Raw genomic sequence first — 21,797 nt, 5'->3', positions numbered from 1 at the left:
TAGCCGGGATGACGCGCATCGACTTCCACAGCAACGTGCCGGACACGCTGGCCTACGTCTGCCGCCTGGTTCGCAAGGCGTACGGCGCGGGCCAGAAGGTGGTGGTATACGGCACGGCACAGCAGCTGACGCAGCTCGATGCGCGGCTGTGGACGTTCTCGCCGCTCGACTTCCTGCCGCATTGCGGGCTGGACAGCCCCAACGCGGCGGTGACGCCGATCATCCTGGCCGCCACGCTCGAGGGCGTGCCGCACCACCAGATCCTCGTCAACCTGTCGCCCGAGGCGCCGGCGCAGTTCGCCAGCTTCGAGCGGCTGATCGAGGTCGTGGGGGCCGGCGAGGCCGAACGTGCCGCCGGGCGCGACCGTTACCGCTTCTATCGTGAGCGCGGCTATCCGCTCACGCACCACGACATTGGCCAGTCCGCCAAGGGAGAATCCGCATGAGTGAACGTACCACCTCGCGGGTGATTCCGCGGCTGGGCCCGAACGACAGCGTGCCGTTGCTGACCGAGGTCGTGGACCTGCCCGACCTGCCGGAGACCGCCTTCGCGCCGCCGCCGGGGCATGCCTCCATGTCGATCAACACGCCCGCCAGCACGGTCATCGACACGGCAAACATGCCTGAGTCAGGGCTGGTGTCGTCAGTCGGCGATACCGAGGGTGGGGTGGAGGACGATCCGGAAGCGCCGATGATCGACCCGGTGCCCTTTCTGCCGGGTGAGGATGACCTGCGCGCGGTGCGCTCGGAACTGCTGACGCGCGTGATGATGCGTTTCCGCAGCGAGTGGCCGCAGGTGGTGGAAGCCCATACCGAAGCCACGCTGCAATCGCGGCTGGCGCCGCTGACCGCGCAACTGGCCAGCGAGCTGACGCAGGCGTTGGAGGCGAGGCTGGTGGAATGGCTGGATGCGACGCTCGAGGAGATCGAGCGCGATCCGGGCGGGATGTAGCAGAGAAAGCAGGGAAAGCAGAGAGTTTTCCCCTCTCCCGCAGGCGGAAGAGGGGAGACGGGGACCCAGGCAGGGTCAGTCCGTCACGGCGCCCTTGCTGGCCGTCGAGGCCAGTTTCGAGAACTTCGCCAGCACGCCACGCGTGTAGCGCGGCGCCGGCTGCTGCCACGTGGCGCGGCGCTTGGCCAGTTCCTCATCGGACACGTTCAGCTCCAGCTTCAGCTGGTGCGCGTCGATCGTGATCGAATCGCCTTCCTTCACCAGTGCGATGGTGCCGCCCACGAACGCCTCGGGCGCCACGTGACCGACCACCATGCCCCAGGTACCGCCCGAGAACCGGCCGTCGGTGATGAAGCCCACCGATTCGCCCAGCCCCTTGCCGATGATGGCCGAGGTCGGCGCCAGCATTTCCGGCATGCCCGGGCCGCCCTTCGGGCCCAGATAGCGCAGCACGAGGATGTCGCCGGCGTTGATCTTGTCGGCCAGGATGGCGTCCATCGCGCTTTGCTCGTCCTCGAACACGCGCGCCGGGCCGGTGATGACCGGGTTCTTCAGGCCGGTGATCTTGGCGACCGCGCCTTCTTCGGCCAGGTTGCCCTTCAGGATGGCCAGGTGGCCCTGCGCGTACAGCGCCTTGTCGAGCGGCAGGATCACGTCCTGGTCCGCACGCGGCTGGTCGGGCACGCCTTCCAGTTCCTCGGCCAGCGTGCGGCCGGTGATGGTCAGGCAGTCGCCATGCAGCAGGCCGGCGTTCAGCAGCAGCTTCATCACCTGCGGAATGCCGCCCGCGCGGTGCAGGTCGGTGGCCACGTACTGGCCCGACGGCTTCAGGTTGCAGATCACCGGCACGCGGCGGCGGATGCGCTCGAAGTCGTCGATGGTCCACTCCACCTCGGCCGAGTGCGCGATGGCCAGGTAGTGCAGCACCGCGTTGGTCGAGCCGCCCGTGGCCATGATCAGCGTCACGGCGTTCTCGATCGACTTGCGCGTGATGATGTCGCGCGGCTTGATGTCCTTCTTGATCGCCTCGACCAGCACGCGCGCCGATTCCGCGGCGCTGTCGACCTTTTCCTGGTCCGGGTTGGCCATCGTCGACGAGTACAGCAGGGACATGCCCAGCGCCTCGAACGACGAGCTCATGGTGTTGGCCGTGTACATGCCGCCGCAGGAGCCGGTGGACGGGCAGGCGTTCTTTTCCACGCCCTCGAAGTCTTCCTGGCTCATGCGGCCGGCGGTGAACTCGCCCACGGCTTCGAACGACGACACGATGGTCAGGTCCTTGCCCTTCCAGTTGCCCGGCTTGATGGTGCCACCGTAGACGTAGATGCCCGGCACGTTGGTGCGCGCCAGCGCGATCATGCCGCCCGGCATGTTCTTGTCGCAACCGCCGATCACGACCACGCCGTCCATCCACTGGCCCTGGGCTGCGGTCTCGATGCAGTCAGCGATCACTTCGCGCGAGATCAGCGAGTACTTCATGCCCTCGGTGCCCATCGACATGCCGTCCGAGATGGTCGGCGTGCCGAAGATCTGCGGGTTGGCGTCGGACGCCTTGATGGCGTCCACGGCCGCATCGGCCAGGCGCTGCAGGCCGGCGTTGCAGGGGGTGATGGTCGAGTGGCCATTGGCGATGCCCACCATCGGCTTGTCGAAGTCTTCCTTCTGGTAGCCGAGCGCGTAGTACATCGAACGATTGGGGGAGCGCGCCACGCCTTGCGTGATGTGCTTCGAGCGTTTGTTGAATGCCATGGTGGGGGTCTCTCCGGGGAGTTTGCGGCGGGCTCGGACGTGGTCGATGCCACGGCCTGCCGTGTTTGTGGCCTGAAGGATGCCGCCTGCGTAGTATCATGTCAAATATATTATTTGACCTGTATTGAGTCGAAAAACCTATCACAGCGACGAACGGGAGCGTGCGTGGACCTGCGGCAACTGCGGTACTTCGTGACAGTGGCGGAAGAGCTACATTTCGGCCGCGCGGCAAGGCGGCTGGCCATGACCCAGCCGCCGCTCTCGCAGCAGATCCAGTCGCTGGAGGAGGAGATCGGCGTGCAGCTGTTCGCGCGCACGCGCCGGTCCGTGATGCTGACGCCCACCGGCCAGCAGTGGCTGCCCGAGGTGCGCCGCGTGCTGGCCGATGCCGCCGCGCTGCCCGGGCTGGCCCAGCGGCTGGCGCGGGGCGAGGTGGGCTCGCTGGCGCTGGCCTTCGTCAGCACGGCCGACTACGGCATCCTGCCCGAGCTGCTGCGGCATTTCCGCGCTCGGCACCCCGAGGTGCAACTGCAACTGCGCGAAGCCACCAGCGACGTCCAGCTGGAGGCGCTGGCCGAGGGCGCGATCGACGCGGGTCTTGTCATCCGTCCGCAACTGGCCGTGATGCCGCACGGGCTCTCGTACCTGCCGCTGGTGCGCGAGCCGCTGGTGCTGGCCGTGCCCGATGGCTGGCGGCCCGCCAGCCTCGCCGCCGATGCCCCTGCGCCGACCGAAATCGCCCTGCGCGACGCCGCGCACGAGCCGCTGATCATCTTCCCGCGTCGTAGCGCGCCGGCGTTTTATGACATCATTACGGGCTACTATGCGCGGGACGGCCTGACGCCGGCGATTGCCCAGGAGGCCATCCAGATGCAGACCATCGTGAGCCTGGTGTCAGCTGGCATGGGCGTGGCGCTGGTGCCCGCATCGCTGTGCAACCTGCGGCGTACGGGCGTGTCCTACCTGACGCTGCGCGATGCCGGCCCGCTGATCGAGACCGGCCTGGTCTGGCGCGAAGGCGCCGCCGGGCCTTCGGCCGGGCAATCGGGGATGGCGCCGGTGCTGCGGTCGTTCATCGACATCGCGGCCGGGCTGGCCACCGCCATCGGCCTGTCGCAGGACGATGGTATCAAGGCAGCATGACCCCGACGGCATCACCCCAGACACTATATAAATACCTCTCCTCCGCCATGCTCGTTCATCCGCAATTCGACCCGGTCGCGCTTCACCTGGGCCCGTTGGCCATCCGCTGGTACGGTCTGATGTACCTGGCCGGCTTCATCATGTTCCTGTGGTTCGGCCGCCTGCGCGTGCGCCAGCCGCACATCGCCGCGCGCGGCTGGGCCACGCGCGACCTCGACGACATGCTGTTCTACGGCGTGCTCGGCGTGATCCTGGGCGGGCGGCTGGGCTACGTGCTGTTCTACAAGCCGACCTACTACCTCACGCATCCACTCGAGATCTTCAAGGTCTGGGAGGGCGGCATGGCGTTCCACGGCGGCTTCCTCGGCGTGCTCGTGGCGATGTGGGTGTTCGGCAAGGTGCGGCGCCGGCACTGGCTGGAAGTGACCGACTTCATCGCGCCGATGATCCCGTGCGGGCTGGCTGCCGGCCGCATCGGCAACTTCATCAACGGCGAACTGTGGGGCCGTCCGACCGACCTGCCGTGGGGGATGATCTTCCCGCAGGCTGGCGACAACATCCCGCGCCACCCGTCGCAGCTGTACCAGTTCGCGCTGGAAGGCGTGGCGCTGTTCCTCATCCTGTGGCTGTTCTCGCGCAAGCCGCGCCCGATGGGGGCGGTGTCCGGCGCGTTCCTGATCGGCTACGGCGGCTTCCGCTTCCTGGCCGAGTTTGCGCGCGAGCCGGACACCTTCCTCGGCCTGTTGGCGCTGAATTTCTCGATGGGCCAGTGGCTGAGCCTGCCGATGGTGCTGGCCGGCGTGCTGATGATGGTCTGGGCCTATCGCCGCCAGGGCAACGGCGCCGCGGCGGGCGCGGCGCGCTGATCGCCGTCAGTTCCCGGCGGCCCGGATGGCCTCGATCCGCTCGCGCGTGAGCGGGTGGGTCGAGAAGAAGCTGGCATCGTCCTCGGACTTGTCCGACGACTTGCCGCCATGGGCGTCTTCCAGCTTCCCCAGCACATCGGCAAGGGCGGAGACCGGCAAGCGGTTCCGCCGCATCACCTCTACCGCGTAGGCGTCCGCCTCGCGCTCATGGTCCCGCGAATAGCGCATGGTCAGCATCGCGGCCGGCACCGTGGCGAGCACCGTCGAAAAATCCCCGAAGAAGTACGCCGCCAGCGCGCCGACGGCCGATGCCTGGATCACCTGCTGCAGCCCGTGGCGCTGCGCCACGTGGCCGGCCTCGTGCGCCAGCACGCCCATCATGCCGGCACCGGTGCCGATCAGGGCCACCAGTTCGTCCGTGACCACGATGGTGCCGCCCGGCAGCGCCAGCGCGTTCGCGCCGAGCCGGTCGCCGTGGCGGAACAGCAGTTGGTAGGCGTGGTCGGGATCGTCGGGGCGACGTAGCGCGGCAAAGTTGTCGCGAATCCGCTGCTGGTCGGCGGCGGGCAGCTTGCTTGGCGTCACGAGGCCGTGGTCGAGGCTGTCGAGCGTGGCCTGGCCCAGTTGCGCCTCGATGGACGCCGGCACGGTCGACGCCAGCACCTCGGCGCTCCACGGCAGCAGGTAGAAATAGGCGCCCAGCACGACGGCCAGCATCCCCAGCAGGGCGAGGCCCGTAAGCCGCCAGCTGTTCTGCGCGCGCGACACCCAGCCCTCGCGGTGGCCGGTGCTGGCCAGCATGGCCTCGAACGTGGCGTGGTCAGCCACCTCGCAGTACGCGCCGTCATCGAAGGTCACCAGGCGCGGCGCCCGCTTGTTGCGCTCGGACACCCGCAGCGAGGCCAGCGGCGCACGGCGCACCTCCGCGCCCTCGGCATCGTGCAGGATGGCCTGCCCGCCCTGCACGATCAGCACGACGGGATGGGCGCGCGACGAGCGCGTGTCGAAATACCGGGCCGCTACCATGGCGATGCTCCGCGCCGCGCTCAGAGCGCGATGTCGATGTCGTACCAGTCCACGGTGGCGTCGCCCAGCGCGCTGACCTGCTCGGCTTCGCCGGCCACGAAGGCGTCCAGCGGACCGGCGGCGAACATCGTCACCGATTCCACGCGGTAGCGGGTGGAGCGGACTTTCGCGAACGGCAGGAACAGGCCGCAGGTGAGGGCGATGGCGATCCAGTTGGTAATCGTGATGAAGATCATGCGGCCCGCGCCCACGCGGCTCTCGAAGCGGTGCGGGGCCAGCGTGGTGTGGCTCCAGACCAGGTTCTGGAGCTTGGCCGTGAAGTAGGGGCCGGTCAGCATGATGCCGAAGTAGGTGAACGCGACCGTCCCACCGAGCACGATGGCCACGCCGCCCTTGGTATCGGCCCCGGCCGGGATGGCGATGGCGCTGAGCACGGCGCCGACGATCATGAACAGCGCCGTCACCATGCCGGTACGCAGGTACACGCCATAGAAGTCACCAGACGTGGCATCGAACGCGAACGGTGCCGTGCCAAAGCGCGTGTGGTTGTGCTGGTACTGCTTGAAGCGCTGGTGCGCCAGCGGCGCCAGCAGGCCGAGCGTCAGCGTCGACAGGATCGGCCACAGCAGGAACACCTTGTAGGCTTCCTTGTCGCCGCCGGTGAAGGCAAAGCGCAGTCCGCGATAGCTCGAATTGGCCATGCGGAAGCGCAGCGAGCGCACCAGCAGGTACGGCCACACGGCGGCAAAGACCACCGCGAACACCAGCGGCAGCACCGGGCTCACCACGCCGCTGAACTGGACCACCATGGCCAGCACCAGCACGATGGCGCGGCCCTTGAGGATGGCGCCCGGTTTGCCGTGATAGTCGAACGCGGCGTCATCGAGCCGTGTGTTGCGATAGAAATACTGGAGCGTGCGGACCTTGGCCCACGCGGAGTAGATGCCGAGCGTGACCACCGTGAGCAGCGCGTTGACGATCCAGATACGGAAGTATTCCGAGCCCGATCCGGTAAACGAGAGCTGAAGCGGTGCCGGCGGCGGGGGCGTATGCCCAAAATCCGGTGATCCGGCACCGATGAAGTGCTCGCCCTTGTGATCCCATGCCATGTTTTGACCTCCCTGGTCGTCGGGGCGTCGTGGGTCGGCATTCTGGCGCCAACCGCCCTCGTTTCATATTTGCAACCGATTTGCCCGGGCCTTTCGTGCGTCGGGCGACACATTGTGGCACTGCGCTGACGGCTGTCCATCACAAAACGCCGGAATAGACGAGTCAGAGAGTGTTGGCGCGTCGAGGTCAGTCGTAACGACGGAGAAACATCCTGTTACATGCTCCATGAAATGTAACAAGTCGTCAATCGTCCACCTCAATAAAATCAATGACTTAAGTAGGATGGCACGGTATTCGCTTTATGACTTGTTACAAAAAGACGGGTGGCATGGCGAAGCTGCCCGCGGCGATGGACCGAGGGAGGACATCGACCGGGATGACGCCACGCAGCAGAAAAGCAACGGGAAAGTCCGCGTCCCAACGGGACGCTTCAGCGGGGGCAGGCGCGGGCCAGCGCCAGGTAATCACTCTGGTCCACGCACGTCGGCAACGAACGCCGGCAAGCGATGAGATGTCCGACGGCGGTTCTTTCAGGCGCGGACGATTTCCCCGGCAGGGAGGCCTGGGGAAGTCGTCCGCTGCACCTATTTGTACTCCCCGAATGTCTCCGAAACGGCTGGCGAGGTTTGCGCGCCACGCCTTTTGTCGCTTTCCGCATTGCAGCATCGAAACCGCTTGCCACGCTGCCGGCGCTCCCCATAATTATGAATTATTGCGGCGCATACGCCGCGTGGGCAGTCTTCCCCGGTATCCCGGGACCGGAGGCATCGTGCGAATCATCCGGCAGGCGCTGTACCTCGAAGTGGCAGACCGTTTGCGGGCGATGATCGACGATCACACGCTGATGCCCGGCGCATGGATCGACGAAGTGGCGCTGGCCGCCTCGCTCGGCACCTCGCGCACGCCGTTGCGTGAGGCGCTCAAGGTGCTCGCGGCCGAAGGGCTGGTGCGGCTGGAGCCCCGGCGCGGCTGCTTCGTCAACGCGCTGACCGAGCAGGATCTCGATGAGATCTTCCCGCTGATGGCGCTGCTCGAAGGCCGCTGCGCCTACGAGGCCGCGCGCAACGTCACGCAGGCCGATCTCGACGCGCTGGAGGGCCTGCACGCCGACCTCGCGCGCTACGCCCAGGCTGGCGACATCGACGCCTATTACGAAACCAACTATCAGATCCACGAGGCGCTCCAGCGCCTGGCCGGCAACCGCTGGCTGTCCGGCGTGGTCAGCGACCTGCGCAAGGTGCTGCGCCTGTCGCGCCACAAGAGCCTGAAGCTGCCGGGCCGGATTCACGAATCGTGCGCCGAGCACATGTCGGTGTTTTCCGCGCTCAAGGCGCACGACCCGGAAGGGGCCGAGGCGCTGATGAAGACCCACGTGCTGCGCCAGCGCGGCGCGCTGCGGGCGCTGGATCGTGCCGATCCGGCCCCGGAGCCTGCCGAGTCCGCAGCCGCCGCCTCACCCGTTCTCCGCAACGTTCTCGCCGCAGGAGTCTCATGAGCGCCCTCGATCCCGCCGAACAGAAAGTCAGCGCCCCGCTGGAAGCCACGGAACCGGTCGGCGATACCTTGTTGTCGCGCTTCGGCCGCTGGTGGAGCCGCAAGGGCGAAGGGGAAACCGCCCCGGCCAAGCGTGCCAAGGCGGAGGAGGCTGACGCCCCGGCGCTCTCCACGCGCGCGATGAAGCGCCAGCGCGAGCAGCTTCGCCCCTGTTTCGATGCCCGGCTGACCGATGGCGCCGCCAACGCCGCCGCACAGGCGTGGCAGGCCGAGTACGAGGCCGCGCCGGAGCCGGTGCGCCAGGCGATGCTGACGGTGCTGGCCGAAGTGGCGGCGGGTGCCGATGGTGCTGGCGCGAAGTCGGGCAGCGCGCAATCGGCCTCCCAATCTGGCGCGGCGTCCGGCCTGTCGCAGGCGCTGTCCAACGCACGCATCCGCTTCTTCAAGCGGCTGGCCGCGCACCATGGCAAGAGCGACAACAGCGCGTGCGGCCTGCACTTCCTGATCCAACTGCGCGCGGACATGCTCCGCTGGCACAAGCGCGTGCCGGGCCTGCGCGTGCTCGACGAAGACCTGGAAGCGCTGTTCTCGAACTGGTTCGATGTCGGCCTGCTCGAATTGCAGCCCATCACCTGGGACTCGCCCGCCTCCCTGCTGGAAAAGCTGATCCGCTACGAGGCCGTGCACGAAATCGCCTCCTGGACCGATCTGCGCAACCGGCTCGACTCGGACCGCCGCTGCTACGCGTTCTTCCACCCGCGCATGCCGCGCGAGCCGCTGATCTTCGTCGAGGTGGCCTTCGTGCCCGAGATGGCGGCCAACGTGCAGGCGCTGCTCGACGAAGCCGCGCCGCTGGAGGACCTGCGCCGGGTCAAGTGGGCCATCTTTTATTCGATATCGAACACGCAGGCGGGGCTGCGCGGCGTGAGCTTCGGCAATTTCCTCTTGAAGCGTGTCATCGAGGAATTGCAGCGCGAGTTCCCCAAGCTGAAACAGTTTGCCACGCTGTCTCCGCTGCCCGGGTTTGCCGACTGGCTGCGCAAGCAGCACGGCGACGCCATCGTGACGATCCTGGGCGAGAAGCGCCTGGCGCGCTGGACCGAGCGCCAGGGCACGGCGCCCACGGATGGCGCCGGCTGGCTGGCCGCGCTGCCCGCCGACGCGCCGGACCCCGTGGTGCGCGATACCGCGCTGACGCTGGCCGCCCACTACCTCGTGCGCGAGGGCGCGCCGGGGCAGCCGGCGGACCCCGTGGCGCGCTTCCACCTGGGCAATGGCGCCTGCGTGGAGCGGCTGAACTGGGCTGCCGACCTGTCGCGAAAAGGCCGCGCCCAGTCGTGCGGCATGATGGTGAATTATCTTTACGTGCCGGAGGCGCTGGATGACAATCTGGCACGCCTTGGCGATGGCAATCCCCGCATGAGCCGTGCGGTGGGCAAGCTGCTGTGACCCCTGGGTCGGGCACGGATGGCGCCAGGCATTTTTGTCGGGTGAATGTAGTACTTCGATTGACTTTCCGCAGCAAGTAGAGAGAGGAGACAGTACATGAATCGTCGTCAGTTCCATCTGACCGCGTGCGCGCGTGCGTTCGCGGTCGTGGCGGGTGTAGCCGCCGCGTCGGCAGGGTCGATGTATGCGCCGGCCGCGCTGGCCGATACGTGGCCGAGCAAGCCGGTCACCGTGATCGTGCCGTTCCCCGCCGGCGGCGGCACCGACGCCTTCGCGCGTCCGCTGACCGCCCAGTTGTCCAAGCAGCTCGGCAAGCAGTTCGTGATCGACAACCGCGGTGGCGCGGGCGGCACCGTGGGCGCCAGCATCGCCGCCAAGGCCGCGCCGGACGGCTACACCATCTTCATCGGCGGGGCGCACCACGCCATCGCCCCGTCGTTCTACAAGAAGCTCGATTACGACATCGAGAAGGACTTCATCCCCGTCACCGTGATTGCCCAGCCGCCGCAGGTGGTGGTGGTGAATCCGACCAAGGTGCAGGCCAACACGCTCAAGGAGCTGATTGCCTACGCCAAGGCCAATCCGGGCAAGCTGAACTATGGTTCGGCCGGCAATGGCTCGTCGCACCATCTGGCGGGCGAGCTGTTCAAGCTGCAGACGCAGACCTTCATCACGCACATCCCCTACAAGGGCGCCGGCCCGGCGCTGTCGGATTTGATCGCCGGCCAGGTGGACATGCTGTTCGACGGCCTGGGCTCATCGGCGCAACACATCCGCGCGGGCCGTATCAAGGCGCTGGCGGTGGCGGCGAACAAGCGCTCGCCGGCCTTCCCGAACGTGCCGACGGCGGCCGAGGCGGGCGTGCCGAACTACGAGGTGTCGACGTGGTACGCGCTCTGGGCGCCGAAGGGCACGCCGAAGGAAGTGATCGACCGGCTCTACACCGAGACCACCAAGGCACTGAACTCGCCGGAAATGAAGCAGATCTGGCTCCAGAACGGCTCGGAAACGCCGGCGTTCACGCCTGACCAGTTCGCCACGTTCCAGCATGCCGAAATCAAGCGCTGGGCCGAGGTGGTGCAGCGCTCCGGCGCCAAGATCGACTGATGGGCGGCACCGTCACGTTCGCGCGGGACGGCGCCGTGGCCACGGTCACGCTGTCGCATCCGGGCAAGCTCAACGCGATCTCGACCAGCATGTGGCAGGCGCTGACCACGGGCTTCGCGGAGCTGGCGGCGGATACGTCGCTGCGCTGCGTGGTGGTGCGGGGCGCCGAAGGCAATTTTGCCGCCGGCGCCGACATCGCCGAGTTTCCGGTCGTGAGGCGCGACGAGGCGTCGGTGCGCCGCTACCACACGGAGATCCTCGCCCCGGCGCTGGCGGCCATCGCCACGTGCCCGCATCCGACGCTGGCGATGATCGAGGGTGTCTGCGTGGGCGGCGGGCTGGAAATTGCCTGCCACTGCGATCTGCGCATCGCCGCGGCGGGCAGCCGCTTCGGCGTGCCAATCAACCGGCTGGGTTTCCCGATGGCGCCCGGCGAGTTGGGCGGGCTCCTGGCGCTGGCCGGGCGCGCCGTCACGCTGGAAATCCTGCTGGAAGGCCGTGTGTTCGATGCGGCCGAGGCGGAGCGTAAGGGCTTGCTCACACGCGTGGTGGCCGAGTCCGCGCTCCACGACGAGGTAGCCGCCACCGTGCAGCGCCTCTGCGCCGGCGCGCCGCTGGCCGCCCGGATCAACAAGGCGACGATCCGTCGCCTGTCGCCCGATCCCGCGCCGCTCACGGCGGCCGAAATCGACGCGCATTTCGCCTACGCCGGCAGCCGCGATCACGCCGAGGGCGTGGCCGCCTTTCTGGCGCACCGGCGGCCCGAGTTCACCGGGGAGTAAGATGGCGGCCGGCCGGCACGTCCGCGTGCCGGTTTCGCCACCGCAATCCCGTCTTATTCGCCGGCATCCTATTTCCTTCGATTCCGTACCATGAACGCCAATCTGTTCGCCCTGTTCGAATCCCGCTTTCCCGTCGACCGCAGCGCGTGCTGCATCGAGACACATGACGGGCTGTACTACAGCTGGGATGACCTGGACCGTGCCACCGCCAAGATCGCCAACCTGCTCGCCGCGCTGAAGCTGCCGGCCGGCGCGCGCGTGGCGGTGCAGGTGGAGAAATCGCCCGAGGCGCTGTTCCTGTACCTGGCCACGCTGCGCGCGGGCTATGTGTACCTGCCGCTGAACACCGCGTACCAGGAATCGGAAATCGACTATTTCGTGGGCAACGCCGAGCCCGCCGTGGTGGTCTGCGGCAGCAAGAACTTCGGTTGGGTGTCGAAGGTGGCGTTCCGCCACAACACCGCGCACGTGTTCACGCTGGACGACGACCGCAGCGGCTCGCTGCTGGCCCGCGCGGCCGCCCAGCCGGACACCTTCGAGACCGTGACGAAGGGCGACGATGACCTCGCGGCCATCCTCTATACCTCCGGCACCACGGGCCGCAGCAAGGGCGCGATGCTGACGCACCGCAACCTGGCTTCCAACGCCCAGACGCTGCACGAATACTGGGGCTGGCGCAGCGACGACGTGCTGCTGCACATGCTGCCGATTTTCCACGTGCACGGGCTGTTCGTAGCTTCCCACGGCGCGCTGCTGGCCGGCGCCAAGATGATCTGGGCGCCCAAGCTCGACATGGCGCAGATCCTTGCCTTCCTGCCGCGCGCGACGGTGATGATGGGCGTGCCGACCTACTACGTGCGCATGCTGCAGGAGCCGCGCTTCAACCGCGAGGTGTGCGACAACATGCGGCTGTTCGTGTCTGGCTCGGCGCCACTGCTGCTGGAGACGTTCGACGGCTTCCGCGAGCGCACCGGCCACACCATCCTGGAGCGCTACGGCATGAGCGAGACCGTGATGCTGGTCTCGAACCCGTACGATCCCAAGCTCGGCGAGCGCATCGGCGGCACGGTGGGCATGCCGCTGCCGGGCGTGTCGGTGCGCGTGATGGATGGCGAGGGCAACCCCTGCGCGCCGGCCGCGATCGGCAATGTGGAGGTCAAGGGGCCGAACGTGTTCAAGGGCTACTGGCGCATGCCGGAGAAGACCGCCGAGGAATTTACCGCTGACGGCTGGTTCAAGACCGGCGACGTGGGCCGCTTCGGCGGTGCCATCGTCAGCCAGGCCGGCGAGCGCAAGGTGCCAGACGACTACCTGACGATCGTGGGCCGCAGCAAGGACCTGATCATCTCGGGCGGCTACAACGTCTATCCGAAGGAAATCGAGAGCTTTATCGACGAACTGCCGGGCGTGGTGGAATCGGCCGTGATCGGCGTGCCGCATGCCGATTTCGGCGAGGCCGTGGTGGCCGTGGTGGTGCGCAAGCCGGGGGCGGAGATCGACGAGGCGGGGATGATCGGCACGCTGCGTGGCCGTATCGCCAACTTCAAGGTGCCCAAGCGCGTGCACGTGGTGGACGAGCTGCCGCGTAACACGATGGGCAAGGTGCAGAAGAACGTGCTGCGGGAGCAGTTCGCCGCGCTGTGATGGATTTCCCCCTCGCCCTGTAGAACTGGGGGAGGGGGAAGCCGAACTACCTGTTTACTTCACCATCTGGACCGACCCATTGACCGACACGGTCACATGGGCCTTGCCGCCTTCCATGGGGATCGGCGCGCCGGCATCGGCGGACATCGCCTTGGCGGCGTACATGCGCGGCGTCGGCGGCACCACGCCGCCGCTGTCGTTCATCGACACTTCACGAATCGTATAACTGCTATAGCCGAACAGCTTGGTGCTGGTCTGGGCCTTGTCGCGGAACGCTGACACGGCCTGCTCGGCCAGCTTCGCCTCGGTGGCCTGGCGTGCCTCGCGCGAGAGCGAGAAGGCGACGTTCTGCACCTGCATCTGGTTGGCCAGTTCGCCGGCCAGCTTCGACACCGCCGCGAAATCCTTCGACTTCAGGATCACTTCCGAGCGCCCGCGCCACGTGCTGATGCGGCCGTTGCGGTCCGTGCTCGGATGGATGGTGAAGCCGCCCGACTGCGCTTCCACGCCCGAGGTGCGCTTGGCCTGCGCCAGCACGGCCTGCGTGCGGGCCGACAGCGCGGACGAGATCGCCGACGGCTCGGCGCCTTCCTGTTCCGCGGCCAGCGTCAGTTGCACCACGTCCGTGGGTACTTCGGTGACCGCCTCGGCGGACAGCGACAGTACGCCGGCGGGCGGCGGCAGGGTCTGGGCCGATGCCACGGCAGCGGTGGTACTCAGCAAAGTGGCCGCAAGCAGTTGTTTCATTGTTGTTCTCCCGATCAAAGTGGTGGCTTTCAGACGCCTTTCCGCGCACTTCGTTCCGTGCGCGGCTGCAATGACTGTATCCGGGTGTTTCGCCGTGTAATACGGAGGGAGCGGCGCGCTCAGAACGTCCGCCACGCCTTCCAGAGCATGTACGAGGCGAGGCAGGCCAACAGCACGGCGAACACGCGCCGCAGCGCGTTGACGTCCATGTTGTGCGCCGCCCGCGCGCCCAGCGGCGCGGTGAGCACGCTGGCGATGGCGATGATGCCCAGCGCGGGCAGGTACACATAGCCGAGCGAGCCGGCCGGCAGGCCGCCCACGTCCCAGCCGCCCCAGACGTAGCCGACCACGCTGGCGAGCGCAATCGGGAAGCCGAGCGCGGCCGACGTGGCCACGGCGTTGTGGATCGGCACGTTGCACCAGGTCATGAACGGCACGGAGATGAAGCCGCCGCCGGCGCCCACCAGGCTCGAGATCAGGCCGATGACCGACCCCACGCCGACCATGCCCGGTGTGCCCGGTAGCCGGCGCGCGGCCGGTGGCCGGCGGCTGCGCAGCATCTGGAGCGCCGAGAAGCCGACGAAGACCGCGAACAGCAGCGACAGCCAGCCGGTCTTGAGCACGCTGAAGATCTTGCCGCCGCCGATCAGGCCACCCACCAGGATGCCCGGCGCCAGCGCCAGCACAATGCCCCAGCGCACCGCGCCGCGCTTGTGGTGGGCGCGCACGGAGGAGAGCGAGGTGAACAGGATGGTCGCCATCGACGTGGCGATGGCCATATGGACGATGTGGCTGTCGGAGACCTGCATGGCTGTATAAAACAGCGTCAGGAAGGGCACCATCAGCATGCCGCCGCCCACGCCGAGCAGCCCGGCGCAGAAGCCGGTGAAGGCGCCGAGGATCAGCAGCCCCGGAATCAGGACAGGACTCATGGTCGCCCCGTCACTTCATCAGCCGTTCGGTGATATAGCGCCATTCGGCCGGCGTGACCGGCGTGATGGAGAGGCGGTTGCCGCGCCGGAGCACGACCATGTCCGCCAGCGCCTCGTGCTCGCGCAGCGCGGGCAGCGGGACCAGCGCGCTCTTGCGCACGAAACGCACGTCCACGAGCGACCAGCGCGGCTCATCGGGCTTCGAGGCCTTGTCGTAGTAATCGCTCTTGGGATCGAACTGCGTGGGATCGGGGTAGGGCTGGGAGCAGACCTCGGCCAGTCCGGCGATGCCGGGCTCGGGGCAGGAGGAATGGTAGAACAGCACACCATCGCCGATGCGCATCTGGTCGCGCATGAAGTTGCGCGCCTGGTAGTTGCGCACGCCCGTCCACGGCAGCGTGCCGCGCTTGGCAAGATCGTCGATGCTGGCTTCGTCCGGCTCGGACTTCATCAGCCAGTACTGGGGGGCGCGTTGGCCCGATTTGGCGGGGGGTGGCGTCACGGTACCAGTATCCGTCGATCAAAGAAAAAAGGCGGTGGTTCTGAAAACCACCGCCTTCTGAGGGGTCCCCGCCTCGGCCGCTGGGTCGGCATCCTGAACCCAAGTGAGGTTCAGAGTGGCTGCGGAAGTCGCATTTTGGGTACATCACCCACTCAGGGAGTCCAGGCAGAACCAAGACTATGAATGCGGTGACGCGCTCGCCCACACGACATAATCCCGCACCATGCAATGCATATCGGTTCAAGGAGTTATGACCCTCACGAACCAGGCAGGGAAACTGTCAAACGTCTGACTTTATATTCACCTTACGCTGCGAGCAGCTGGGGTGATGTCAGACGTTTGCCGTTTCGAAACAGGATGGGATGAAAACGGCGGTCGGGCGCGATAACCTGACCTGTATGCTGCACCGGTAAGGCGTTTGTGCAGTCTGGCTACACTATACACCGCGTCGTCAGGCATACCAAGTTCGGCATGTTGCATCGTTACATTTTCAACACCGGACATCGGCCAAATCCGACATTGCGCCATCGGCTTCACATGCCTGTCATGTGCGGCCGATGCGGTGTGATTTCAAGTCCGGCCAGATCCGTCCGATGTCGATGTCAGCCCGGCGCGCGCGGGTCGGTGCCCACGTGCGCGTACTGCCGCAGTGCCTCGTCGGCGCGCTCGTTCAGCTCGCGGATGCGGGCGCGCACGGCGTCCACGGGAATCTGCCCGTCCTCCTCCTGCTTGCGGCGCATGGCCAGCAGGTCCGAGGCGATGCTGATGGCCGCCATCACGGCCACGCGCTCCACGCCCTTGGCGGAGACGTTGCCCTTGAGCTTGTTCATCTGGTTGTCCACCAGCGCCACCGCCTCCAGCAGCGCGGCTTCGTTGTCTGGCGCGATGGCGAAGCGGTAGGGCTGCCCCGCGATGTTCACTTCGACTTGCTTATTGCTCATGCGTGTTCTCCGGGGGCGGGGTGCGCGCCGCTGGCATCGGGGTCCGAGCCGGTGGCCGGGGCGCCTTCGCCCAGCAGGTCGAGCTGGCGCGCATCGCTGGCCGTGGGCAGCTTGTCCAGAATCGACTGGATGCGCAGCTGGGCTTCCTCGATCTTGATATTGAGCAGTTCGCGGTCGGCCGCCATGGATTCGCGGTCCGTGCGCAACTGGCTCGCCTCGGCCCGCAGGCGGTCGATCTCCGCGCGCAGCCGCTGGTTTTCCGCCGCCAGGGTGTCTGCGTGATGCAGCACGCGCCCGATCTTGGCGGCCAGTTGTTCGAGTTCGTTGAGCATAGTGCCTGTCTGTCCGATGGAATGTGGGTCAGGTTTCGGGATTCTAGCCGATGCCGGATCGGCCACGTCGTCAACGAGACGTTTCTGACTGCAGCGTCGCCAGGAAGTTGCATCGATCGTCACGCAACGTGCGGGTAACCGGCCCCGGAGTGGACGGTTCCGCACCACGTCCGCCAGATTGACGGCCCCGGTGAAACTGCCTACACTCGCGCACGTTCCAGGTGCTCGCGACCCTGCCCACAGGGCCGCAGTTCAACGGGAAACAGGGAGTCCGGGGCGCGCCGCGCGCTGGGCCAACCTGTGCTGCCCCCGCAACGGTAAGCGACCGCGCGCGCGCCATGCGCCGCGCAAGGGCCTGCCAGCATGCCACTGATCCACCCCGACATTTGACGGGGATCCAGCGATCGGGAAGGCGGCCGGCCTGATGTCGTCAGCCCGGATACCGGCCTGAACGCGGGCGCACCGCTCCACAGCGGCGCGCCACTTCGCCACAAGGCCCGCGGGGACGGGCCCGGCCGTACTTCCATCCATCCAGCAACATGCGTTCCTCGCTCCACAGGCAGACCGCCGCGACCCAGCCGCCGGTCCGCCCGCGCGTGCCCGCCATCCTGGCGGCCATCGCCGCCTTCGTGCCCGCCCTTGTACCCGCTTTCTACCCCGCCATGGTCCACGCGCAAGCCGCGCCGGATGCCAGCGGCGCCGCCCCCGGCCAGACGCTCGCGCCGGTGGTCGTCACCGCCTCGCGCACCGCGCAGGCCGTGACCGAGGCGCTGCCGCACACCACGGTGGTCACTCAGGAAGACATCGTCAACACCCAGGCGCCGGACCTGCGCTCGCTGCTGCGCGGCCAGGCGGGCGTGGAGTTCGCCACCACGGGCGGCATGGGCGCCAACACCACGCTGTTCATGCGCGGCGCCAATTCCAACCAGGTGCTGATCCTGGTGGATGGCGTGCGCATTGCCGGCGCCAGCGGCGGCACCGCGCAGCTCGCCAATATCCTGCCGGACCAGATCGACCATATCGAAGTGGTGCGCGGCAACGTCTCGGCGCTGTACGGCTCCGACGCCATCGGCGGCGTGGTGCAGATCTTCACCAAGAGCGGCGCCGGCCAGGCCCCGGCGGCTAACGCTTCGGTGGAGTACGGCAGCAACAATACGCGCCAGGGCACCGTCGGCTATGGCGGGCAGGTGGGCGATACCTCGTTCAACGTCACCGGCTCGATGTTCAAGACCGACGGCTATTCGTCGATCGACGCCGCGAAATGGAATCGCGACAACCCCACGCGCGCCCGGCAGGGCATCGGCCCGAATCCGGCCGACAACCCGTACGAGAACAAGAGCGTCTCCGGCCAGGTGAAGCACAAGTTCAGCCAGGACTGGGACGCCGGCGTGGCCGCGTACTACTCCAACAGCCAGTTGTCGTACGACAGCACCAGCGGCAAGCCGACCGACGACCTGCGTATGGATAGCGAGCTGTACACGCTGTCCGCGTTCGTCAACGGCAAGTTGCTGCCCGACTGGCGCACCCATTTCAAGGTTGCCCAGAGCGAGGACCGCGCCGAAACCACCAAGAACGGCCTGTTCGACAGCCTGTTCAGCACGCGCTCGCGCCAGTTCAACTGGCAGAACGAGTACGCGCTGACGCCTGACCACACGCTGCTGTTCGGGACCGACTACCTCCAGCAGGAACTGTCGTCCAGCGCCTACAACGCGCCCATCCGCAATGTGTTCTCGGTCTACGGCGGCTACGAAGGCAAGATCGGCCGCCACCAGCTGCAGCTGAACGCGCGCAACGACCATTATTCGGACTTCGGCAACCAGGGCAGCTTCTTCGCCGGCTATGGCTTCCACCTGACCCAGGCGGTCAAGCTGATCGCCAACGTCAGCAACGCCTTCCGCGCGCCGACCTTCAACGAACTCTATTACCCGAACTTCGGCCAGCCGAACCTCCAGCCGGAGCGCGCGAAGTCGGCCGAGCTGGGCGTGCAGGTGGAGACTGCCGCCACCGGGTTGCTGCGCGTGACCGCGTTCGAGACCCGCTACAACGACCTGATCGTCTCCACGCAGCAGGCCAACGGGCTGTTCCTGGCGCAGAACGTCAACAAGGCCAAGGTGCAGGGGGTGGAGGCGTCCTGGCGCGCCAACCTGCTCGGCACCGATGTCGGCGCCAGCGTGACCTTCCAGAATCCGGTCGATGAAACCAACGGCACCCAGTTGCTGCGCCGCGCGCGCCGCCATGCGTCGTTCGATGTGGGCCGGAATTTCGGCGATTTCCGATTCGGGGGCGAGTGGCTGGTCTCGTCGTCGCGGATGGACAACGGCTCGCGCCGGCTGGGCGGATACGGTATCTTGAACCTCACCGCCCGCTACAACATCGACAAGCAATGGTACGTCGCCGCCCGCGTGGAAAACCTGTTCGACAAGAACTACCAGCTCGCCTATCCGTACGCCACGCAGGGCCGGGCGGGGTTCGTCACGCTGGGATGGCGCCAGAAATGAGGCCCGGCAAGGCGCCGCGCCCGGGCGGGGTCCGCCATGGCTGAGGCGCGCCGCGCGCTGGCCGTCTGGCTGCTCCTCGCCCTGGCGGGGCTGGCCGTGTTCGGGCTGTCGCTCGCGCTGGGCAGCGTATCGCTCGATGCCTCGCAGCTCTGGCAGGCCCTGACCGCCACCGATGCCGGCATGGCCGGCGCGATTGTCAGGGAATTGCGACTCCCCCGTGCCGTCGCCGCGTTCGCGTGCGGCGGCCTGCTGGCGCTCTCTGGCGCGCTGATGCAGGTGCTGCTGCGCAACCCGCTGGCCGAGCCCTATGTATTAGGCGTCTCGGGCGGCGCCGCCACCGGCGCGTTACTGGCGATGCTGCTGATGCTGCCGCTGTGGACCGTGCAGGCCGGCGCCGCCGGCGGGGCGCTGCTGTCGATGGTGCTGGTGGCTTCGCTGGCGCGCCGGGACCTGCTGCACCCGCGCGTGCAGGGCGGCCACCACGAGGCGGGCGCCCGCCTGCTGCTGACCGGCGTGATCCTGGCCGCCGGCTGGGGCGCGCTGATCACGCTGATCCTGGCCATCGCGCCGGAATCGCGGCTGCGCGGCATGCTGTTCTGGCTGACGGGCGACCTCGGCGGCACCGCCAGCTACGGCGCCGCGCTGGCCACGCTGGCCGTGGCGCTGGCGCTGGCCATGCCGATGGCCCGCTCGCTCAACGTGATGCTGCTCGGCGAGACCGTGGCGCAATCGCTGGGCGTGCAGGTGGGCCGGGTGCGGCTGGCCACCTTCCTGATCGCCTCGTTCGCCATCGCGGCGGCGATCACCACGGCGGGGTCGATCGGCTTCGTCGGCCTGGTCGTGCCGCATATGGTGCGGCTGGCCTGGGGCAACGACCAGCGGCTGCTGCTGCCGGCCTCGGTGCTGCTGGGCGGCACATTGCTGATGGCGGCGGATCTGATCGCCCGTACCGTGATCGCCCCGACCCAACTGCCGGTGGGCGTGATTACCGCGCTGCTCGGCGTGCCGACCTTCCTTTATCTGTTGCTGCGGAGGCCGCGATGAACCATTGGTCTACGCCGCTCGCGCCTTGTCCCAGCCTGCACCTGCGCGATGTCGCCCTGCGCACCGGGTCGCGCGTGCTGGTGGAGCATCTGTCGATGGCCATCGCGCCGGGCGAGTTCTGGTGCGTGGTCGGCCCCAATGGCGTGGGCAAGTCCACGCTGATGGGCGTGCTGGCCGGCCTGCGCGCGCCCGAGGGCGGCGAGGTGCGCATCGACGACACCCCGGTCACCCGCGCCGCGCCGGCCGCGCTCGCGCGCCAGCGCGCCTACCTGCCGCAGGCCGTGCACGACACCTTCTCGATGGCCGTGCAGGACGCCGTGCGCGTGGGGCGTCATCCGCACATGAGCGGCTGGGGCTGGGGCCAGGGCGACGATGACCGCGTGGTGCGCGACGTCATGACCGAACTCGACCTCGACGCCCTGACCACGCGCGATGTCCTCACGCTCTCCGGCGGCGAGCGCCAGCGCGTGTCGCTGGCCGCCGCCATGGCCCAGCAGGCGCCGCTGCTGCTGCTCGACGAACCGGTGGCCCACCTCGACCTGCGCCACCAGATCCTCGTGCTGGAACTGCTGCGCCGCCTGACCACGGCAGGCCGCCACGCGGCCGTCGTGATCCTGCACGATCTCAACCTGGCGCGCCGCTACGCCACGCATGCGCTGCTGATGTCCGAAGACGGTCAGGCGCTGCACGGCCCCGCGCCGGAAGTCCTCACCCCCGCGCAGTGCTCCCGGGCGCTGCGCACCCCCATCGTCAGCGTCAGCGACGGCCTCCATACGGCGCTGATTCCCGATGGGATGACTGGAAATTCGTAAATGAGCGATATCGATAACAACCCGCCGGACACCCCGGAAACGCCCGACACCCCAGACGATGCCGGCCGCGACGCCCGCCACAAGGCCCGCATGGCGCGCAAGAAGGAAGTGGTGGACGCCAAGATCTCCGCCGCGCAGACCGAGCGCGGCGTGATCGTGATCACCACCGGCAACGGCAAGGGCAAGTCCAGCTCGGGTTTCGGCATGGTCGTGCGCGCGATGGGCCACGGCATGCGCACGGGCGTGGTGCAGTTCATCAAGGGCGCCATCCCGAGCGGCGAGGAGATGTTCCTCCAGCGTTTTCCGGAAGCCTGCGAGTTCCACGTGATGGGCGAGGGCTACACCTGGGAGACCCAGGACCGCGCGCGCGACGTGGCCAAGGCCGAGGCCGCCTGGGAAATCGCCCGGCGCATGCTGCAGGATCCGGCCATCGGGCTGGTCCTGTTCGATGAACTGAATATCGCGCTGAAGCTGCATTACCTCGACGTGGAGCAGGTCATCGCCGACCTGCGCGCCCGTCCGCCGATGCAGCACGTGGTCATCACCGGCCGCGGCGCGCCGCCGGCGCTGGTCGAGGCCGCCGACACCGTGACCGAGATGACCCCGGTCAAGCACGCGTTCCAGCAGGGCATCAAGGCCCAGCGCGGCGTGGAAATGTAAAGACACT

Annotated in this window: 21 protein-coding genes, 1 other RNA gene and 1 riboswitch; of the genes, 13 read left to right on the top strand and 9 right to left on the bottom strand. The window is 67.6% G+C overall.

What is annotated here, in order from left to right; translation table 11 throughout:
• The first annotated feature begins 8 nt into the window (after positions 1-8).
• Both AC1DEL_RS06700 and AC1DEL_RS06695 read left to right on the top strand, forming a co-directional pair.
• Positions 9-446 carry a DNA polymerase III subunit chi gene (locus AC1DEL_RS06700; protein ID WP_092290769.1) on the top strand — a complete coding sequence of 146 codons (438 nt, stop codon included), beginning with the start codon at positions 9-11 and terminating at the stop codon, positions 444-446.
• Positions 443-952 (top strand): hypothetical protein, encoded by a 510-nt coding sequence (locus AC1DEL_RS06695; protein WP_477125427.1) that lies wholly within the window; start codon positions 443-445, stop codon positions 950-952. The genes AC1DEL_RS06700 and AC1DEL_RS06695 overlap by 4 nt, the downstream gene beginning before the upstream one ends.
• Before the next feature lie 75 nt (positions 953-1,027).
• Here AC1DEL_RS06695 and ilvD read toward each other — a convergent pair whose 3' ends face one another.
• Positions 1,028-2,701, bottom strand: coding sequence for a dihydroxy-acid dehydratase (gene ilvD, locus AC1DEL_RS06690; protein WP_477106274.1), 1,674 nt, complete (start codon positions 2,699-2,701; stop codon positions 1,028-1,030).
• A gap of 165 nt (positions 2,702-2,866) precedes the next feature.
• On the opposite strand from ilvD, the gene AC1DEL_RS06685 reads away from it, so the two are divergent.
• Positions 2,867-3,844 (top strand): LysR family transcriptional regulator, encoded by a 978-nt coding sequence (locus tag AC1DEL_RS06685; protein WP_092290763.1) that lies wholly within the window; start codon positions 2,867-2,869, stop codon positions 3,842-3,844.
• A gap of 47 nt (positions 3,845-3,891) precedes the next feature.
• Positions 3,892-4,710 (top strand): prolipoprotein diacylglyceryl transferase, encoded by an 819-nt coding sequence (gene lgt, locus AC1DEL_RS06680; protein ID WP_092290761.1) that lies wholly within the window; start codon positions 3,892-3,894, stop codon positions 4,708-4,710.
• 6 nt (positions 4,711-4,716) lie between these two features.
• On the opposite strand, the gene AC1DEL_RS06675 is transcribed toward lgt, so the two are convergent.
• Together AC1DEL_RS06675 and AC1DEL_RS06670 are read right to left on the bottom strand one after the other, a co-directional pair.
• Entirely contained in the window at positions 4,717-5,736 is a 1,020-nt protein-coding gene (locus AC1DEL_RS06675) for a M48 family metallopeptidase (RefSeq protein ID WP_477109777.1), read from the bottom strand.
• Between the two features lie 20 nt (positions 5,737-5,756).
• Positions 5,757-6,845, bottom strand: coding sequence for a YjgN family protein (locus AC1DEL_RS06670; RefSeq protein WP_477106276.1), 1,089 nt, complete (start codon positions 6,843-6,845; stop codon positions 5,757-5,759).
• Between the two features lie 770 nt (positions 6,846-7,615).
• On the opposite strand from AC1DEL_RS06670, the gene AC1DEL_RS06665 reads away from it, so the two are divergent.
• From AC1DEL_RS06665 to AC1DEL_RS06645, 5 genes are all read left to right on the top strand, one after another.
• Entirely contained in the window at positions 7,616-8,341 is a 726-nt protein-coding gene (locus AC1DEL_RS06665; protein ID WP_255370682.1) for a GntR family transcriptional regulator, read from the top strand.
• A complete protein-coding gene (locus AC1DEL_RS06660) occupies positions 8,338-9,789 on the top strand; it encodes a malonyl-CoA decarboxylase domain-containing protein (RefSeq protein WP_477106278.1) in 1,452 nt (483 codons plus the stop codon). Before AC1DEL_RS06665 ends, AC1DEL_RS06660 begins: the two co-directional genes overlap by 4 nt.
• A 96-nt stretch (positions 9,790-9,885) precedes the next feature.
• The gene (locus AC1DEL_RS06655) at positions 9,886-10,896 is read left to right on the top strand and encodes a Bug family tripartite tricarboxylate transporter substrate binding protein (RefSeq protein WP_454757312.1); all 1,011 of its coding nucleotides are present in this window, start codon (positions 9,886-9,888) and stop codon (positions 10,894-10,896) included.
• Positions 10,896-11,678 carry an enoyl-CoA hydratase/isomerase family protein gene (locus tag AC1DEL_RS06650; protein ID WP_441590729.1) on the top strand — a complete coding sequence of 261 codons (783 nt, stop codon included), beginning with the start codon at positions 10,896-10,898 and terminating at the stop codon, positions 11,676-11,678. The genes AC1DEL_RS06655 and AC1DEL_RS06650 overlap by 1 nt, the downstream gene beginning before the upstream one ends.
• A 90-nt stretch (positions 11,679-11,768) precedes the next feature.
• Positions 11,769-13,322, top strand: a complete 1,554-nt coding sequence (locus AC1DEL_RS06645; protein ID WP_477125428.1) for a malonate--CoA ligase — start codon at positions 11,769-11,771, stop codon at positions 13,320-13,322.
• A 54-nt stretch (positions 13,323-13,376) separates the two neighbouring features.
• Here AC1DEL_RS06645 and AC1DEL_RS06640 read toward each other — a convergent pair whose 3' ends face one another.
• From AC1DEL_RS06640 to AC1DEL_RS06615, 6 genes are all read right to left on the bottom strand, one after another.
• Entirely contained in the window at positions 13,377-14,069 is a 693-nt protein-coding gene (locus tag AC1DEL_RS06640; protein ID WP_441645478.1) for an SIMPL domain-containing protein, read from the bottom strand.
• Between the two features lie 119 nt (positions 14,070-14,188).
• Positions 14,189-15,001 carry a sulfite exporter TauE/SafE family protein gene (locus AC1DEL_RS06635; RefSeq protein WP_092290744.1) on the bottom strand — a complete coding sequence of 271 codons (813 nt, stop codon included), beginning with the start codon at positions 14,999-15,001 and terminating at the stop codon, positions 14,189-14,191.
• Positions 15,002-15,011: 10 nt separating this feature from the next.
• Positions 15,012-15,452 (bottom strand): EVE domain-containing protein, encoded by a 441-nt coding sequence (locus AC1DEL_RS06630; protein ID WP_441645501.1) that lies wholly within the window; start codon positions 15,450-15,452, stop codon positions 15,012-15,014.
• Positions 15,453-15,564: 112 nt separating this feature from the next.
• A non-coding RNA gene (ssrS, locus tag AC1DEL_RS06625) (6S RNA) lies at positions 15,565-15,781 on the bottom strand.
• Between the two features lie 324 nt (positions 15,782-16,105).
• The gene (locus AC1DEL_RS06620; RefSeq protein WP_092290740.1) at positions 16,106-16,444 is read right to left on the bottom strand and encodes a cell division protein ZapA; all 339 of its coding nucleotides are present in this window, start codon (positions 16,442-16,444) and stop codon (positions 16,106-16,108) included.
• Complete coding sequence (locus tag AC1DEL_RS06615) at positions 16,441-16,776, bottom strand: hypothetical protein (RefSeq protein ID WP_092290738.1); 336 nt, start codon at positions 16,774-16,776, stop codon at positions 16,441-16,443. The genes AC1DEL_RS06620 and AC1DEL_RS06615 overlap by 4 nt, the downstream gene beginning before the upstream one ends.
• Before the next feature lie 201 nt (positions 16,777-16,977).
• Positions 16,978-17,241, top strand: a riboswitch (cobalamin riboswitch).
• 74 nt (positions 17,242-17,315) lie between these two features.
• Here AC1DEL_RS06615 and AC1DEL_RS06610 point away from each other — a divergent pair.
• The 4 genes from AC1DEL_RS06610 to cobO are packed head-to-tail and all read left to right on the top strand — an operon-like array spanning position 17,316 to position 21,790.
• Positions 17,316-19,274: a TonB-dependent receptor plug domain-containing protein gene (locus AC1DEL_RS06610; RefSeq protein ID WP_454757309.1), complete on the top strand. Its 1,959-nt coding sequence runs from the start codon at positions 17,316-17,318 to the stop codon at positions 19,272-19,274.
• Positions 19,275-19,310: 36 nt separating this feature from the next.
• Positions 19,311-20,318 (top strand): FecCD family ABC transporter permease, encoded by a 1,008-nt coding sequence (locus tag AC1DEL_RS06605; RefSeq protein ID WP_477106283.1) that lies wholly within the window; start codon positions 19,311-19,313, stop codon positions 20,316-20,318.
• Positions 20,315-21,130: an ABC transporter ATP-binding protein gene (locus AC1DEL_RS06600; RefSeq protein ID WP_477125429.1), complete on the top strand. Its 816-nt coding sequence runs from the start codon at positions 20,315-20,317 to the stop codon at positions 21,128-21,130. Before AC1DEL_RS06605 ends, AC1DEL_RS06600 begins: the two co-directional genes overlap by 4 nt.
• Positions 21,131-21,790, top strand: a complete 660-nt coding sequence (gene cobO / locus AC1DEL_RS06595) for a cob(I)yrinic acid a,c-diamide adenosyltransferase (RefSeq protein WP_092290730.1) — start codon at positions 21,131-21,133, stop codon at positions 21,788-21,790.
• Positions 21,791-21,797: the final 7 nt, after the last annotated feature.

This window comes from Cupriavidus sp. 10L43_2 (genome assembly GCF_056395265.1).
This window is presented reverse-complemented; position numbering and strand designations above follow the sequence as displayed.